Origin of the sequence: Streptomyces sp. NBC_01210, from assembly GCF_036010325.1 — a bacterium.
Taxonomy (GTDB): Bacteria; Actinomycetota; Actinomycetes; order Streptomycetales; family Streptomycetaceae; genus Streptomyces.
In genome coordinates this window covers 2408228-2423074 of the sequence record NZ_CP108549.1, presented here as the reverse complement: position 1 = coordinate 2423074, position 14847 = coordinate 2408228, and the positions used below count along the sequence as shown (strand labels likewise).

The following is a 14847-nucleotide window of genomic DNA, read 5'->3' as shown; positions in this document are numbered from 1 at the left end:
CCCCATGCGGCGGGGCACGCTGCCGAGCCGAAGGGTCCCCGTACGGGTGACGTAACCTCAACTCTCCCGTCCCGGTGAACGAACGGAGCCCCGCATGGCGGCCATCAGTCTCCGCAAGATCGAGGAGACCGCGCCCGCGCTCGTCAGCCTCTACAAGAGCGCCGGTGTCTCCTTGGAGAAGCACCGGTTGAACGAGGAGCGCGCCGCCGTCTATCTGGTGCTCGACTACTCCGGCTCCATGAAGGAGTACTACAAGGACGGCAGCGTGCAGGCCCTCGCCGACCGGGTGCTCGGCCTGTCCGCCCATCTCGACGACGACGGCCGGGTGCCCGTCGTCTTCTTCTCGACGGACGTCGACGCAGTCACGGACATCGCCCTGGACAACCACCACGGGCGGGTCGACCGGATCGTGGCGGGCCTCGGGCACATGGGCAGGACGAGCTACCACCTGGCCATGGACGCTGTCATCGACCACTACCTCGACAGCGGCTCGACCGCGCCCGCGCTCGTCGTCTTCCAGACGGACGGCGGTCCGATCAGCAAGCACGCCGCGGAACGCTATCTGTGCAAGGCGGCGAAGCTCCCGCTGTTCTGGCAGTTCATCGGCTTCGGCAACAAGCGCAGCTCGCAGTTCGACTTCCTGCACAAGCTCGACGAGCTGGCCGTACCCGCCAGGCGGGCCGTCGACAACGCCGGCTTCTTCCACGCCGGACTCGATCCGCGCCAGGTCCCGGACGCCGAGCTGTACGACCGGCTGGTCGCCGAGTTCCCGCTCTGGCTGGCCGCGGCGCGTGCGCAGGGCATCGTGCGATGACGGTACGGGTGCTGCGCGCGGCCGACCGTACGGCCATGCCCTGGAAGAACGGCGGCGGCGTCACCCGCGAGATCACCGCCTCGCCCGAAGGCGCGCCCATGGACGCCTTCGACTGGCGGATCAGCCTCGCGGACGTCGGCGCGGACGGACCGTTCTCCGCGTTCCCGGACGTGGACCGGACCCTGACCGTGGTCGAGGGCGCGGGGATGGACCTCACGGTCGGCGGGAAGCACATGCTCGCGGACGAGCGGTACCGGCCCTACGACTTCCCCGGCGATGTGGAGACCGACGGCCGGCTGCTCGCCGGGCCCGTCGTCAACTTCAACGTCATGCGCCGCAGGAGCCGTACGGCGTGCCTGACCTCGGTGGTACGGGGAGGACTGCTGGTCGTGGTCCCGTCCGGCTCGACAGTGGTGATCGTCGCGCTGGACGGGACGGCGGTCCTCAAGGAGGCGCGCGTGACGCTCGGGCAGTACGACGCCGCGGTGCTGGACGCCTCGCCCGGCTCGCTGCACACGGAGGGGCACGCGGCGGTCGTCACCCTGTCCGAGCCAAGCACAGAGAATCCCGACAGAAGATGTCGGGATTTCGCGGTTCGATAGCGTCATGACATCAAGCACATGGGCAGATTTCCGGGCGGCGGAGCCGGACTTCGCCGAGACCGTTCAGCGGCGGTTCCAGCAGTACAAGCACCATGTCCTGGCCACCCTCCGCAAGGACGGATCCCCGCGGGTGACCGGACTCGAAGTGGACTTCCGCTTCGGCGAGCTGTGGCTCGGCATGATGCCGGACTCCCGCAAGGCGCAGGACCTCCAGCGCGATCCGCGCTTCGCGGTACAGGCGAATCCCGGCCCCGACGACTCCATGGCAGGCGGCGACGTCCGGATCGGCGGGCGTGCGGTGGAGGTGACGGATCCTGAGGTGCTCGGGCGATTCGTGGCCGAGGTCAAGCCGCCGGAGCCGTTCCATCTGTTCCGGGTCGAGCTGGGCGAGGTGGTGCAGACGTCCGTCGACGGAGATGAGCTGGTCGTACGGTCCTGGCTGCCGGGCGGAGCCGTACGCACCGTCCGGCGTCGCTGAGCCTTCCGCTCATGCCGCCAGCACCCGCGCCCGGCACTGGGCGGGGGTGCCCCAGGCGTCCCGCAGCGGTCGTGCCTTGCGCAGCCAGAGCGAGAGGTCGAGCTCATCGGTGTAACCGACCGCGCCGTGCAGCTGCAGAGCGGTGCGGGCGGCGGCGTACGCGGCCTCGCCCGCGGTGGCCTTGGCCGCGGCGATATCGGTGGCAGCCATCGAGAGGGCGGCTCCGTAGAGGAGCGGCCGGGCGAATTCGAGACCGATCAGAGTGTCGGCCAGCCGGTGCTTGACCGCCTGGAAGGAGCCGATGGCCGCGCCGAACTGACGGCGCCGCTTGGCATGGGCAACGGTCCGGTCGAGCAGCGCGAGCCCGACGCCGAGGGCCTGCGCGGCGGTGGTCAAGGCGGCGACATCCGCCGCGTACGCGGCGGCGGCGGCCACGTGGGGCCCTTCGGCAAGAACCTCGCCCCCGGCGCCGGGTCTCGCCAGCCGCCGCGCGGGGTCGGCGGATGTGTGTACGGGGCCGTGCCCGGGGGCGATGAGCAGCTGCGCGTACCGAGAGCCGTCTGTCCCGTCCGCGCGGGGAGTGGCCGGCCCGATGCGGTCACGTGTACCGGCACCGACGGCGGCTGTCGCGTCCGCGAGGAGAGTGCCCGGCCCGTGGTCGGCGCCGCTGCCCGTACTGGTGTCCGCGGCGGCGGGCGTCGTGCCTGTGCGGGCTATCGCCCAGCGGGGGCCGGCGGCAGCGTCGCCCAACATGCCCGCCGCGTCTGCGAGGGGGGTGGCCGGCCCGTGGTCGGCGCCCCTGCCAGTACTGGTGTCCGCGGCGGCGGGCGTCGTGCCTGTGCGGGCTGTTGCCAGGCGGGGGCCGGTGTCCGGGTCGCCCAACACGCCCGCCGTGTCCGCGCGGGGGGTGGCCGGCCCGTGGTCGGCGCCGCTGCCCGTACTGGTGTCCGCGGCGCCTGGCGTTGCGGCTGTGCGGGCTGTTGCCAGGCGGGGGCCGGTGTCCGGGTCGCCCAGCGCGCCCGCCGTGTCCGCGCGGGGGGTGGCCGGCCCGTGGTCGGCGCCGCTGCCCGTACCGGTGCCCTCGGCGGCGGGCGTTCCGCCCGCGCCGGCTGTCGCCAGGCGGGGGGCGGTCGCCGTGTCGCCCAACACGCCAGACGGGTCCGCCGCGTCCCCTCCCGACACCACCAAAGTCACCGTCGCCGCGTCCGCGTCCAGCGCGTACGGACCGCACCCCGTCGGTGGCAGCGTCATCGCCAGCGTCGCCGTCGACTCACCCGTCGCCAGGCCCGGCAGCAGCCGCTTCGCCGGTGACGCGTCGCCGTGCTCGGCCAGATGCGTCAGCAGCGCCGCCGTCGCGACCGTCTCGACCACCGGGCCCGGCACCGCATGACGGCCCAACTCCACGAAGGCTACCGCCAGTTCCACCGGTAGCAGCCCTACGCCCTCGTACGCTTCCGGGGCCGCAAGCGCGAAGACCCCCGCCTCCGCGAGGCGCGACCACAGCGTCCGGCCCGGGGCGTGGTCGCCCGCCGACCACGCCCGTACCGCCGACGGTGTGTCCGCGGCGGTGAGCATCGCGTCCAGCGAGCGCGCGAACGCCTGTTGCTCATCCGTGAGCAGAAAACGCATCAGCGGCGGCCCTTCGGGAGGCCGAGCAGACGCTCGGCGATGATGTCGCGCTGGATCTCGTTCGTACCGGCATAGATGGGGCCCGCCAGCGAGAAGACATAGCCCTCGGACCAGTCGGAGTCGGCCAACTCCCCCTCCGCGCCCAGCAGATCGAGCGCGGTCTCGTGCAGCGCGATGTCGTACTCGGACCAGAAGACCTTGTTCAGGCTGGACTCGGCGCCGATGCTCTCGCCCGCCGCGAAGCGCGACGCGTTGGCGTAGGTGAAAAGCTGATAGGCACGCGCGCCGATCACCGCGTCCGCCACCCGGTCGCGCAGCGCGGTGTCGTGGCCTTCCGGCCGGTCGGCCGACGCGTGCCACTGCCGTACGAGACGCTCCGCCGCAGCCAGGAAACGGCCGGGCGACCTCAGGGTCAGCCCCCGTTCGTTGCCGGTCGTGGACATCGCGATCCGCCAGCCCTGGCCCGGCTCGCCGATCACGTCCTCGTCGGGGACGAAGACATCGTCGAGGAAGAGCTCGGCGAAGGCGGGCTTGCCGTCGAGCCTGCCGATCGGCCGGACCGTCACACCCGGCGCCGACAGGTCGAACATCAGATACGTCAGACCCTGATGCGGCCGCGACGCCTTTGGACCGGCGACCTCCGCCCCCGGACCGGCGACCCGTGCCTCGGGACCGGCGACCTCCGCCCCCGGACCGGCGACCCGTGTCTCGGGACCGGCGACCCGCGCCTCCGAACCGGTGCGGAAGATGCCGAACGCGCGGTCGGCGAACGCGGCCCGCGAGGACCAGGTCTTCTGGCCGCTGAGCAGCCAGCCGCCGTTTGTCCGTACGGCCCGCGACGTCAGCGACGCGAGGTCCGAGCCGGACTCCGGCTCGGACCAGGCCTGTGCCCAGACGACCTCGCCGCTCGCCATCGCGGGCAGCACCTGGGCGCGCTGCTCCTCGGTGGCGTGGTCGAAGAGCGTCGGGGCGAGGAGGTTGATGCCGTTCTGCGAGACCCGTCCCGGCGCGCCCGCCGCGTAGTACTCCTCCTCGAAGGCCAGCCAGCCGAAGATGTCGGCGCCCCGCCCGCCGTACTCCCGCGGCCAGGAGACGACCGACCAGCGGTCCGCGTACAGCCGCGCCTCCCACGCGCGGTGGGCCGCGAAGCCCTCCTCGGTCTCCAGGGAGGGCAGGGGCTCGGCGGGCACGTTCGCGGCGAGCCAGGCGCGGGCCTCGGCCCGGAAGGCTTCCTCGTCGGCGGAGTGGTCCAGGTCCATTCGCGCATCCTTCCCTAACAAGTGTTTGGTAGGTTAACGTGCCGCTGTGACGAACAACAGGGCGCAGTACGTACCCGGCCATGGCCTTCTGAAGGGCCGTACCGCCGTCATCACCGCCGCGGCCGGAGCCGGGATCGGCGGAGCGACCGCCCGGAAGTTCCTGGAGGAGGGCGCGCGCATCCTCATCAGCGACGCGCACGCCTGCCGCCTGAAGGAGTCGCAGGAGGCGCTCGCCGAGGAGTTCGGCGCGGCGGCCGTGACCTCACTGCCCTGCGACGTCACCGACGAGGCCCGGGTCCAGGCGCTGTTCGACACGGCCGTACGGCAGCACGGCGGCCTCGACATTGTCGTCAACAACGCCGGCCTGGGCGGCACCGCGGCACTCGTCGACATGAGCGACGACCAGTGGGGCAAGGTCCTCGACGTCACCCTGAACGGCACCTTCCGCTGCACCCGCGCCGCCCTGCGCTCCTTCAGGACAACCGGACGCGGCGGAGTGATCGTCAACAACTCCTCCGTCGTCGGCTGGCGCGCCCAGGCCGGTCAGGCCCACTACGCCGCCGCCAAGGCCGGAGTCATGGCGCTCACCCGGTGCGCGGCGGTCGAGGCGGCCGAGTACGGCGTACGCGTCAACGCCGTCGCCCCCAGCCTCGCCATGCACCCGCACCTGGTAAAGGTCACCTCGGCCGAGCTGCTGACAGAGCTGACCGCCAAGGAGGCCTTCGGGCGGTACGCCGAACCCTGGGAGATCGCCAACGCCATCGTCTTCCTCGCCAGCGGCTACTCCTCGTATCTCACCGGCGAGGTCGTCTCCATCAGCAGTCAGCATGCGTAGGACGAGAATGGTCCCGTGCCGACAAGAAGCAAGAAGAAGAACCAGGTGAGCGCCACGCCCGAGCGCCGCCGCGAGCTCCTCGACACCGCCGCCGAGGTGTTCGCCGCGCAGGGTTACAACGCCACCACCGTCCGCAAGATCGCGGACCGGGCCGGAATGCTCGCCGGCAGCCTCTACTACCACTTCGATTCCAAGGAATCGATGCTCGACGAGATCCTCTCCACCTTCCTGGACGAGCTCTGGCAGGGCTACGACGCCGTGCTCGCCGCCGGGCTCGGGCCCAGGGAGACCATCGAGGCGCTCGTCACCGAGTCCTTCCGGGAGATCGACCGGCACCGCGCCGCCGTCGCCATCTACCAGAAGGAGTCCAGGCATCTGGCGGTTCAGCCGCGCTTCCACTACCTCACGGACTCGCAGCAGAAGTTCGAGAAGGCGTGGCTGGGGACGCTGGAGCGCGGGGTCGCGGGCCAGGTCTTCCGCGCCGACCTGGACATCCGCCTCACGTACCGGTTCGTCCGCGACACGGTGTGGGTCGCGGCGTCCTGGTACCGGCCGGGCGGGCAGCACAGCCCGGAGGAGATCGCCCGTCAGTACCTGTCGATGGTGCTGGACGGTATCGCCGTACGCAGCTGACCGATCGAGGAGCCGTCATGGCCGAGGCATACATAGTCGAAGCGGTACGCACGCCGGTGGGCAGGCGAGGAGGGGGACTGGCCGGTGTCCACCCGGCCGACCTCGGCGCGCATGTCCTGGGGGCCCTCGTCGCACGGACCGGTGTGGACCCCACGGCGGTCGAGGACGTCGTCTTCGGCTGCCTGGACACGGTGGGCCCGCAGGCCGGCGACATCGCCCGTACGGCATGGCTGGCGGCCGGTCTGCCGGAGGAGGTGCCGGGCGTGACGGTCGACCGGCAGTGCGGCTCCTCGCAGCAGGCGGTCCACTTCGCCGCACAGGGAGTGCTCTCCGGCACTCAGGACCTGGTGGTCGCCGGCGGCACCCAGAACATGACGCAGATCCCTATCGCCTTCGCGTCCCGGCAGGCGGCCGAAGCGCTCGGGCTGACGGTGGGTCCCTTCGCGGGCAGCGAGGGCTGGCGGGCCCGCTACGGCGACCTGCCGGTCAACCAGTTCCACGGCGCGCAGCTGATCGCCGAGAAGTGGGGGATCTCGCGGCGCGACATGGAGGAGTTCGCCCTCCGTTCCCACCGGCGGGCGGTCCGCGCCGCCGACGAGGGCCGCTTCGAACGGGAGCTGGTGGCGTACGGCGAGGTCACGGCGGACGAAGGGCCGCGCCGCGACACATCGCTGGAGAAGATGGCGGGTCTGAAGCCCGTCATGGGGGGCGGCACCATCACGGCGGCCTGCTCCTCCCAGGTCTCGGACGGCGCGGCGGCGATGCTGATCGCGAGCGAACGGGCCGTCGCCGAGCACGGCCTTGTGCCGCGCGCGCGTATCCACCACCTTTCGGTGCGCGGCGAGGATCCGATCCGGATGCTGTCGGCCCCGATCCCGGCGACGGCGTACGCGCTGAAGAAGGCCGGCATGTCGATCGGCGACATCGACCTGGTCGAGATCAACGAGGCCTTCGCGCCCGTGGTGCTCGCCTGGCTGAAGGAGACCGGCGCGGACCCGGACAAGGTCAATGTGAACGGCGGAGCGATCGCGCTGGGGCATCCGCTGGGCGCGACGGGCGTGAAGCTGATGACGACGCTGCTGCATGAACTCGAGCGCACCGGTGGGCGATACGGACTGCAGACGATGTGTGAAGGCGGAGGTCAGGCGAACGTGACGATCATCGAGCGGCTGTGATCACGGGCCTTTCCGGTCGGGTCGTGCTACGGTAGCGGCGTTGCAGTTTTGGTACCCATGAACTTCGTGTGCGCCTGACGGGAATGCTTCCTCAGGCGCACATTTTGTTTCCGGATCTCCGGATGGGGCTCAATGCAGCGACGGGAAACTCACGAGGTGTGAGTTTCCGGCTTGCCCCTGTTTTAGGAGAATGACATGGCTACTGGAACCGTGAAGTGGTTCAACTCGGAAAAGGGCTTCGGCTTCATTGAGCAGGACGGCGGCGGCGCCGACGTCTTCGCCCACTACTCGAACATCGCCACCTCGGGCTTCCGTGAGCTCCAGGAAGGCCAGAAGGTTTCCTTCGACGTCACGCAGGGCCAGAAGGGCCCGCAGGCGGAGAACATCGTCCCGGCCTAATATCCGGACGCGAACCTCGCAGCCGGGGCCCGCACCGTCAAGGTGCGGGCCCCGGCTTGTGCTGTCTCACATGCCCAGGAGGGCAATATCCGCATGACTCGCTCCGAACGCCCGGCCCGCCCGACCCGAAAGCGCCCGGTCAATTCTCGCGCCCAGGGCCCTGCCAAGGGCTCCGGCAAGGCTCCCGCCCGCAAGGTGGCGGCCCCGCAGGAATTCACGCTGCCGGAATCCACCACCCCCGCGCTGCCTGTCGTCGAGGCGTTCGACGAGCTGGACATGCCGGCCGCCCTGCTGAAGACCCTCGTGGCTCAGGGCGTGACCGAGCCCTTCCCGATCCAGGCCGCCACGCTGCCGAACTCTCTCGCCGGCCGCGACATCCTCGGCCGCGGGCGCACCGGCTCGGGCAAGACCCTGGCCTTCGGGCTTGCGCTGCTCGCCCGCACCGCGGGCCGGCGGGCCGAGCCGCGGGCACCGCTCGCGCTCGTTCTCGTACCGACCCGTGAGCTGGCGCAGCAGGTCACCGACGCACTCTCGCCGTACGCGACCTCGGTGCAGCTGCGGCTGGCCACGGTCGTCGGCGGTCTGTCGATAAGCAAGCAGGCGGGCACGCTGCGGCGTGGCGCCGAGGTGCTCGTGGCCACGCCCGGGCGGCTCAAGGACCTCATCGAGCGCGGCGACTGCGCGCTCGACCGGGTGTCGATCACCGTCCTCGACGAGGCCGACCAGATGGCCGACATGGGCTTCATGCCGCAGGTCACGGCGCTGCTCAAGCAGGTTGAGCCGGACGGTCAGCGGATGCTCTTCTCGGCGACGCTGGACAAGAACATCGACCGGCTCGTACGGATGTTCCTGACCGACCCCGTCGTGCACTCCGTCGACCCGTCCGCGGGCGCGGTCACCACGATGGAGCACCATGTGCTGCACGTCGCGGACGAGACCGACAAGAAGGCCGTGGCCACGCGTATCGCGGCCCGTGACGGCCGGGTGATCCTCTTCGTGGACACCAAGCGCGCGGCGGACCGTTTCGCCAAGCGGCTGCTGTCCAGCGGTGTACGGGCGGCGGCGCTGCACGGCGGTCGTTCGCAGCCGCAGCGCAACCGCACCCTCGACCAGTTCAAGAACGGGCAGGTCACCGCGCTGGTCGCCACCAATGTGGCGGCCCGCGGCATCCATGTCGACGATCTCGACCTGGTCGTGAACGTCGACCCGCCCGTCGACCACAAGGACTATCTGCACCGCGGCGGGCGCACCGCCCGGGCCGGAGAGTCCGGCAGCGTCGTGACGCTGGTGCTGCCCGAGCAGCGCCGCGAGATGACCCGGCTGATGTCGGACGCGGGCATCAGCCCGCGCACCGCCAGGGTCAAGTCCAGCGACGAGGAGCTCAGCCGCATCACCGGGGCGCGCGAGCCCTCCGGTGTCGCCATCACCATCGAGGTGCCGCAGCCGGTCGTGCAGCAGCAGCGGCCGCAGCGACGTCGTGCGCAGGTTCCGAGCCAGGGGGGCCGGTCCGCGCAGGGCGGTGGCAGTGGCGGTGGCAGTGGAAGTGGCCGCAGCCGTGGCCGGCGTGGTGGACAGGGCGGGCAGGGCGCTCAGGGCGGACAGGGCGGACAGGCTCGTCAGGGCGGTCGTCCGGCGCGGGGCGGTCAGGGCGGTCGCCGCACCGCGGCGTAGCGCCGGCCTTGTCGGGGCTCCGCCCCGAACCCCGCGCCTCAATCGCCGGCGAGGCTGGCTGATTGTCGCCGGAGGGGCTGGGATGTCCGCCGGCGGGGCTTATTGTCGCTGGCAAGGCTGGGTTTCCCGCCGGACGGGCGGGAAACCCAGCCAGTCCGGCGATTGAGGACGCGGCCGAAGGCCGTACGGGGGCTGGGGGCTTGCCCCCAGTCACGGGACCGGGCGGGGTGGGGGAGCAGCCCGAGGCAGCGCGTCGAGTACCCGCGCCGCCTCGGTCATCACACGTCTGACCAGCTCATCGCAGCTCGGAAGGTCCTCGATCAGCCCCGCCACCTGCCCCGATGCCATCACACCGAGGTCCGTGCGGCCGTCGACCATCGAAGCCTTCAGCAGCATCGGGGTGTTGGCGGCCAGCAGGACCTGGCTCCAGCTGAGCTCCCTGCCGTGCTTCATCGCCAGACCGTCGCGGATCATCTGCGACCAGGACAGACCCGAGAGCTTCTTGAAGCCGGCGGCACGGCGTACGGCCTGCGCCAGCGCTCTTGTACGGCCTGCCCCCTCGAGCGAGTCGACCAGCTCCGTACGGAGCATGCGGTGCGGAAGCCCGTCGACGGCCGTGGTCACCCTGATGTCCTTGACGGTCGCTGCGAGGTAGCGGGCCTTGACCGCGTCCGGCACCGTCGAGTCCGAGGTGAGCAGGAACCGGGTGCCCATGGCGATGCCCGCCGCTCCGTAGGCGAGCGCCGCGACCAGTCCCCGCCCGTCGTGGAAGCCGCCCGCCGCGATCACCGGAATATCGACCGCGTCGACAACTTGCGGCAGCAGCACGGTCGTTGCGACATCGCCGGTATGGCCGCCGCCCTCACCGCCCTGGACGATCACCGCGTCCGCGCCCCAGGCCGCCACCTTCTCCGCGTGCCGGCGGGCCCCGATGGACGGGATCACGACCACGCCCGCGTCCTTCAGCTCGGCGATCAGCTCGCGGGACGGCGCGAGAGCGAAGGAGGCGACTTTCACGCCCTCGTCGATGATGATCCGGACCCGGTCGCGGGCATCCCCGGCGTCGGCGCGGAGATTGACTCCGAAGGGCGCGTCCGTACGGGACATGACCTCGCGGACGGCCTGGCGCAGCTGGTCGGTGGTCATCGTCGCGGAGGCGAGGATGCCGAGTGCGCCGGCGTTGGCGGTGGCGGAGACCAGGCGGGGCCCCGCGACCCAGCCCATGCCGGTCTGCACGATGGGATGCCGGACACCGGTGAGTCCGGTGAGGGCCGTCTCCACTATGCCGGGACCTCGCGCTCGCGTGTGCCCTTCGGGTCGATCACCTCGCGGATCAGCCGCAGCTCCGCAGCGGTGGGCTCGCGGGTGTAGGGGACGTCGGCGGGGATCGTGACCGCGAAGCCGGTCGCCTGCTGGACCTGCTCGACCGTGACACCCGGGTGCAGGGACGCGAGCCGCATCGAGCGGTCGGGGGTCGCGAAGTCGAAGACGCCCAGATTGGAGACGACGCGCGGGATCCGGTGGTAGCGGGCCGCGGACGGGCCCGCGGCGGCCGCGTTGTCGTAACCGACGCCGCTGACCATGTCGACGCGCTCGACGAAGACGCGGGCGGAGTGCCTGGGCACCCAGTAACTGACCGGATTGTTGAGGGTGTTGACGGGTCCCCCGCGTACGCCGAGCAGCTGGCGGGCGGGCCGCTCCCAGTCGCCGATGCAGGAGATGTTCTGGTTGCCGAAGCGGTCGATCTGGCTCGCGCCCATCATGACGTGCCGTTTTCCGCCGGTGACCATGGCCAGGTGCCGGCGGTACGGCAGCCAGCCCTCCGTCGCGCCGTCGAGGTCGACGAGCATCGCCTCGCCATCCGTGAGAAGGAGGTCGGGGGAGAAGGTGCGCTTGGCCAGCCGGGCGCCGAAGGAGGAGACGGGGGCCATGGTGGCGGCCAGTACTTCGCCGTTCTCCCGCCAGGCCTCGGCGCAGGCGACGACGCAGTACTCGGAACGGCTGACGGTCACTGCTGCTCCTTGTGCCAGGTCCGGACGGCGGACTGGTAGTCATGCTCGGTCGTGCCGGAGAGGAAACGCCCGGCGAACTCCGGCCAGGGGGTGGACGCGTACAGCTTCTGGAAGGCCTCGTCGCGGCCGTAGTCGGGGTCGCAGGAGGTGAAGTGCGCGCCGTTCGGTGTCTCGACCACGCCGGTGACCGAGTGACGTCCGACCAGCAGGGTCTGCGGTACGGCGTCCTTGGTGAGCTCGGCGGTCTCGACGAGCTGCTCGCAGCAGACCCACGCGGAGTCGGCGGCCTCGCAGAACAGATCGTCGAAGTACGGATCGGGGCCCAGATACTGGCCGTTGCCGAGCCGGTCGGCGCGATTGAGGTGGACGAGCGCCGCGTCCATCCGCAGGGCCGGTACGGCGACGAATTCCTCGCCGTCCTCGTACGGTGAAGTGACCGTCCGCAGCCCGGGGTTGACCCGCATGACATCGGATCCGATACCGGCCCGGACCGGGAGGAACGGCAGCCGGTTGGCGGCCGCCTGCAGCCCCCACATGAACATCGCCTCGTCGATCTCGGTGAGCGCGAAGTCGCCGCGCTCGCGGGCGGCGCGGAAATGCGGTTCGAGCGGGATCGAGTCGAGGGTGACGAACGCCGTGACGAGTCTGCGGATCCGGCCGGCGGCGGCGAGGAGGCCGATGTCGGGGCCGCCGTAGGACACGACGGTGAGATCAGTGATCTCGGTACGGAGCAGTGCCCGCACCAGCGCCATCGGCTTGCGGCGCGAGCCCCAGCCGCCAATGCCGATCGTCATTCCGCTGCGGAACCCGGACACCGCCTCGTCGGGCGTCATGGTCTTGTCGGTCACGCTCGGTCCTCCTCGCCGAAGGTGTCCTTGCCGAAGGCGTCGCGGACGCGGTCGGCGACACCGCTGAGGTTGGCCTCGAAGGTGAAGCCCTGCTCGAAGCGGTAGCTGCGGCGTACGTCGACGGGGTCGATGCCGTTGATGGCGGCCTTGGCCAGCCGGATCAGACAACCGTCCTTCCGGGCGATCTCCCGCGCCAACTCCAGGGCTGCGGCTGCCAGTTCCTCGCGCGGGACGACCTTCCAGACCGAGCCGTGGGCGTGCAGCTCCCGCGCGGTGGCGGTGCGCGAGGTGTAGTAGAGCGCGCGCATCAGATGCTGGGGGACGAGACGGGCGAGATGGGTGGCCGCGCCGAGCGCGCCCCGGTCCAGCTCCGGCAGGCCGAAGGTGGCGTCGTCGGAGGCGACGATCACGTCCGCGTTGCCGACAAGGCCGATACCGCCGCCAAGGCAGAAGCCGTTCACCGCCGCGACGACCGGCACCTCGCACTCGTAGACGGCGGCGAAGGCCTCGTAACAGCCGCGGTTGGCGCCGACGAGCGCGGTGTGTCCGGTGTCGCGCTGCATCTCCTTGATGTCGACGCCCGCGTTGAAGCCGCGGCCCGCGGCGGCCAGGACGACACAGCGGATCCCGGGGTCGCGGCCGGCCGCGCGGAGGGCGTCGGCGAGGTCGTACCAGCCCTGTACGGGAAGTGCGTTGACGGGTGGGAAGTCGGCCGTGACGACACAGATGCCCTTCTCGGGGCGTGCGGTGGAGACACCCATGAGCGGATCAGCTACCTTTCCACCAAACATTTGTTAGGTGAGAAAGGTAGCAGCCGATGGAGCTGGACGGGAGGGTCGCCGTCGTCACCGGCGGCACGCGGGGCGTGGGCGCGGGCATCGCGCGGGCCTTTCTGCGGGCGGGCGCCGAGGTGGTGGTCTGTGCGCGCAGACCCCCGGAAGTCCCCGTCGCCGGAGCCGAGTTCGTAGCGCTCGATCTGCGCGATCCCGCCGCGGTGGGGGAGTTCTTCGACTCGGTCGTGGCGCGGCACGGCCGGCTCGACACTCTCGTCAACAACGCGGGCGGGACACCGTACCGGCTGCTCGGCGAAGGCGACGCGGCCCGCCACGCCCGCGTGATCGAGCTCAATCTCACCGCGCCACTGACCGCCTCGCTCGCCGCGTACGGACATCTCAAGGCGGCCGGCGGATCGATCGTCATGATCGGCAGCGTCAGCGGCGGCCGGCCGTCCCCGGGCACGGCGGCGTACGGGGCGGCGAAGGCGGGACTGGAGAACCTGGCCCGGTCCATGGCCGTGGAGTGGGCGCCCGAGGTGCGCGTGAACACGCTTGTCCTCGGGATGGTGCGTACCGAACTCTCCCATCTGCACTACGGGGACGAGGAGGGCATCGCGGCGGTCGGCCGCACCGTGCCGCTGGGGCGGCCGGCCGAGCCGTCGGAGGTCGGTGACGCGGCCGTCTTCCTCGCCTCGGAGCGGGCGGCGTATGTGAGCGGAGCCTCGCTGCTGGTGCACGGGGGCGGGGAACGCCCCGCCTTCCTCGATGCCGCAACTGTCAACAAGGAGACGTGAGATGACTGGGACAACCGGAATCTGCGAAGGACGCGTCGTCATCGTCACGGGTGCCGGGCGCGGTCTCGGACGGGCCCATGCGCTCGCCTTCGCCGCCGAGGGGGCGAAGGTCGTCGTCAACGACCTCGGCGTCGGACCGGACGGGGCGGGCTCCTCCGCGGGCCCGGCCCGGCAGGTCGTCGACGAGATCACGGCGGCGGGCGGTGCCGCGGTGGCGCACGGCGGCGACATCGCCACGACTGACGGTGCCGCTTCTCTCGTCGCCGCAGCGCTGGAGTCGTACGGCCGCCTCGACACCCTCGTCAACAACGCCGGGTTTCTGCGCGACCGGATGCTCGTCAACCTCGACGAGGACGACTGGGACGCCGTCATGCGGGTGCATGTGAAGGGCCACTTCCTGCCGCTCAAGCATGCCGCCGCGTACTGGCGTTCCGAGGCCAAGGCGGGTCGGCCGGTGGCGGCCCGGGTGGTCAACACCACCTCCGGAGCCGGGCTGTTGGGCAGTGTCGGCCAGGGCAACTATGCGGCCGCCAAGGCCGGGATCATCGGCCTGACGCTGGTCGCCTCGGCGGAGATGGGCCGGTACGGAGTCCAGGTCAACGCCATCGCGCCGGCGGCCCGTACCCGTATGACCGAGGAGACCTTCGCCGGCCTCTCCGCCCTGCCCGAGGATGTCTCGCCGCTCGTCGTCTGGCTCGGCTCCGCCGCCGGTACGGGTGTGACCGGCCGGGTCTTCGAGGCCGAGGCGGGCCGTATCACTGTCATGGAGGGCTGGCGGCCGGGACCCACCGCGGACAAGGGAACGCGCTGGACTCCCTCCGAAGCGGGCCAGGCCGCGCTGAAGCTGCTGGCGGACGCCGAGACTCCGCAACCGGTCTACGGGGCTCGGTGATGGCGCGGGCAGGAGCGGTGACGATGCCGC

General features: G+C 71.2%; 16 protein-coding genes and 1 pseudogene. 10 read left to right on the top strand and 7 right to left on the bottom strand.

What is annotated here, in order from left to right:
- Positions 1-94: 94 nt before the first annotated feature.
- The 3 genes from OG735_RS11045 to OG735_RS11035 are packed head-to-tail and all read left to right on the top strand — an operon-like array spanning position 95 to position 1894.
- The gene (locus tag OG735_RS11045) at positions 95-814 is read left to right on the top strand and encodes a vWA domain-containing protein (RefSeq protein ID WP_327322965.1); all 720 of its coding nucleotides are present in this window, start codon (positions 95-97) and stop codon (positions 812-814) included.
- Positions 811-1416 carry a HutD/Ves family protein gene (locus OG735_RS11040; RefSeq protein WP_327322964.1) on the top strand — a complete coding sequence of 202 codons (606 nt, stop codon included), beginning with the start codon at positions 811-813 and terminating at the stop codon, positions 1414-1416. The genes OG735_RS11045 and OG735_RS11040 overlap by 4 nt, the downstream gene beginning before the upstream one ends.
- 4 nt (positions 1417-1420) lie before the next feature.
- Positions 1421-1894, top strand: a complete 474-nt coding sequence (locus OG735_RS11035; protein ID WP_327322963.1) for a pyridoxamine 5'-phosphate oxidase family protein — start codon at positions 1421-1423, stop codon at positions 1892-1894.
- Positions 1895-1903: 9 nt separating this feature from the next.
- On the opposite strand, the gene OG735_RS41900 is transcribed toward OG735_RS11035, so the two are convergent.
- The 3 genes and pseudogenes from OG735_RS41900 to OG735_RS11020 all read right to left on the bottom strand — a co-directional run bounded on the left by OG735_RS41900 (position 1904) and on the right by OG735_RS11020 (position 4782).
- Positions 1904-2908, bottom strand: a complete 1005-nt coding sequence (locus tag OG735_RS41900) for an acyl-CoA dehydrogenase family protein (protein ID WP_442812597.1) — start codon at positions 2906-2908, stop codon at positions 1904-1906.
- Between the two features lie 42 nt (positions 2909-2950).
- A pseudogene (locus OG735_RS11025) lies at positions 2951-3523 on the bottom strand (acyl-CoA dehydrogenase family protein); the annotation flags it as partial.
- Positions 3523-4782 carry an acyl-CoA dehydrogenase family protein gene (locus OG735_RS11020; protein WP_327322962.1) on the bottom strand — a complete coding sequence of 420 codons (1260 nt, stop codon included), beginning with the start codon at positions 4780-4782 and terminating at the stop codon, positions 3523-3525. The gene OG735_RS11020 and the pseudogene OG735_RS11025, both read right to left, overlap by 1 nt.
- Before the next feature lie 46 nt (positions 4783-4828).
- Between OG735_RS11020 and OG735_RS11015 the strand changes: the two genes are divergently transcribed.
- The 5 genes from OG735_RS11015 to OG735_RS10995 all read left to right on the top strand — a co-directional run bounded on the left by OG735_RS11015 (position 4829) and on the right by OG735_RS10995 (position 9495).
- Complete coding sequence (locus tag OG735_RS11015; RefSeq protein WP_327322961.1) at positions 4829-5617, top strand: SDR family oxidoreductase; 789 nt, start codon at positions 4829-4831, stop codon at positions 5615-5617.
- Between the two features lie 15 nt (positions 5618-5632).
- Positions 5633-6250: a TetR/AcrR family transcriptional regulator gene (locus tag OG735_RS11010; RefSeq protein WP_327322960.1), complete on the top strand. Its 618-nt coding sequence runs from the start codon at positions 5633-5635 to the stop codon at positions 6248-6250.
- A gap of 17 nt (positions 6251-6267) precedes the next feature.
- Entirely contained in the window at positions 6268-7425 is a 1158-nt protein-coding gene (locus OG735_RS11005; RefSeq protein WP_327322959.1) for an acetyl-CoA C-acetyltransferase, read from the top strand.
- Positions 7426-7620: 195 nt separating this feature from the next.
- Positions 7621-7824: a cold-shock protein gene (locus OG735_RS11000; protein ID WP_003969786.1), complete on the top strand. Its 204-nt coding sequence runs from the start codon at positions 7621-7623 to the stop codon at positions 7822-7824.
- A gap of 93 nt (positions 7825-7917) precedes the next feature.
- Positions 7918-9495: a DEAD/DEAH box helicase gene (locus OG735_RS10995; protein ID WP_327322958.1), complete on the top strand. Its 1578-nt coding sequence runs from the start codon at positions 7918-7920 to the stop codon at positions 9493-9495.
- A gap of 210 nt (positions 9496-9705) precedes the next feature.
- Here OG735_RS10995 and OG735_RS10990 read toward each other — a convergent pair whose 3' ends face one another.
- Genes OG735_RS10990 through OG735_RS10975 form a run of 4 tightly spaced genes read right to left on the bottom strand, consistent with a single transcriptional unit; the run spans position 9706 to position 13116 of the window.
- Positions 9706-10776, bottom strand: a complete 1071-nt coding sequence (locus tag OG735_RS10990; protein ID WP_327322957.1) for an NAD(P)H-dependent flavin oxidoreductase — start codon at positions 10774-10776, stop codon at positions 9706-9708.
- Positions 10776-11507 carry a CoA-transferase subunit beta gene (locus OG735_RS10985; RefSeq protein WP_327322956.1) on the bottom strand — a complete coding sequence of 244 codons (732 nt, stop codon included), beginning with the start codon at positions 11505-11507 and terminating at the stop codon, positions 10776-10778. The genes OG735_RS10990 and OG735_RS10985 overlap by 1 nt, the downstream gene beginning before the upstream one ends.
- Positions 11504-12355, bottom strand: coding sequence for a CoA transferase subunit A (locus OG735_RS10980; protein ID WP_327322955.1), 852 nt, complete (start codon positions 12353-12355; stop codon positions 11504-11506). Before OG735_RS10980 ends, OG735_RS10985 begins: the two co-directional genes overlap by 4 nt.
- Positions 12352-13116, bottom strand: a complete 765-nt coding sequence (locus OG735_RS10975) for an enoyl-CoA hydratase family protein (RefSeq protein ID WP_327322954.1) — start codon at positions 13114-13116, stop codon at positions 12352-12354. The genes OG735_RS10980 and OG735_RS10975 overlap by 4 nt, the downstream gene beginning before the upstream one ends.
- Positions 13117-13172: 56 nt before the next feature.
- On the opposite strand from OG735_RS10975, the gene OG735_RS10970 reads away from it, so the two are divergent.
- Both OG735_RS10970 and OG735_RS10965 read left to right on the top strand, forming a co-directional pair.
- Positions 13173-13925 (top strand): SDR family oxidoreductase, encoded by a 753-nt coding sequence (locus OG735_RS10970; RefSeq protein WP_327322953.1) that lies wholly within the window; start codon positions 13173-13175, stop codon positions 13923-13925.
- Position 13926: 1 nt separating this feature from the next.
- The gene (locus OG735_RS10965) at positions 13927-14817 is read left to right on the top strand and encodes an SDR family oxidoreductase (RefSeq protein ID WP_327322952.1); all 891 of its coding nucleotides are present in this window, start codon (positions 13927-13929) and stop codon (positions 14815-14817) included.
- The last annotated feature ends 30 nt before the right edge of the window (positions 14818-14847 follow it).

Coding starts and splice junctions, on each gene's coding strand:
- OG735_RS11045 (WP_327322965.1), top strand. CDS start 95: ATGGCGGCCATCAGTCTCCGCAAGATCGAGGAGACCGCGCCCGCGCTC.
- OG735_RS11040 (WP_327322964.1), top strand. CDS start 811: ATGACGGTACGGGTGCTGCGCGCGGCCGACCGTACGGCCATGCCCTGG.
- OG735_RS11035 (WP_327322963.1), top strand. CDS start 1,421: ATGACATCAAGCACATGGGCAGATTTCCGGGCGGCGGAGCCGGACTTC.
- OG735_RS11020 (WP_327322962.1), bottom strand. CDS start 4,782: ATGGACCTGGACCACTCCGCCGACGAGGAAGCCTTCCGGGCCGAGGCC.
- OG735_RS11005 (WP_327322959.1), top strand. CDS start 6,268: ATGGCCGAGGCATACATAGTCGAAGCGGTACGCACGCCGGTGGGCAGG.
- OG735_RS11000 (WP_003969786.1), top strand. CDS start 7,621: ATGGCTACTGGAACCGTGAAGTGGTTCAACTCGGAAAAGGGCTTCGGC.
- OG735_RS10995 (WP_327322958.1), top strand. CDS start 7,918: ATGACTCGCTCCGAACGCCCGGCCCGCCCGACCCGAAAGCGCCCGGTC.
- OG735_RS10975 (WP_327322954.1), bottom strand. CDS start 13,116: ATGGGTGTCTCCACCGCACGCCCCGAGAAGGGCATCTGTGTCGTCACG.
- OG735_RS10970 (WP_327322953.1), top strand. CDS start 13,173: ATGGAGCTGGACGGGAGGGTCGCCGTCGTCACCGGCGGCACGCGGGGC.
- OG735_RS10965 (WP_327322952.1), top strand. CDS start 13,927: ATGACTGGGACAACCGGAATCTGCGAAGGACGCGTCGTCATCGTCACG.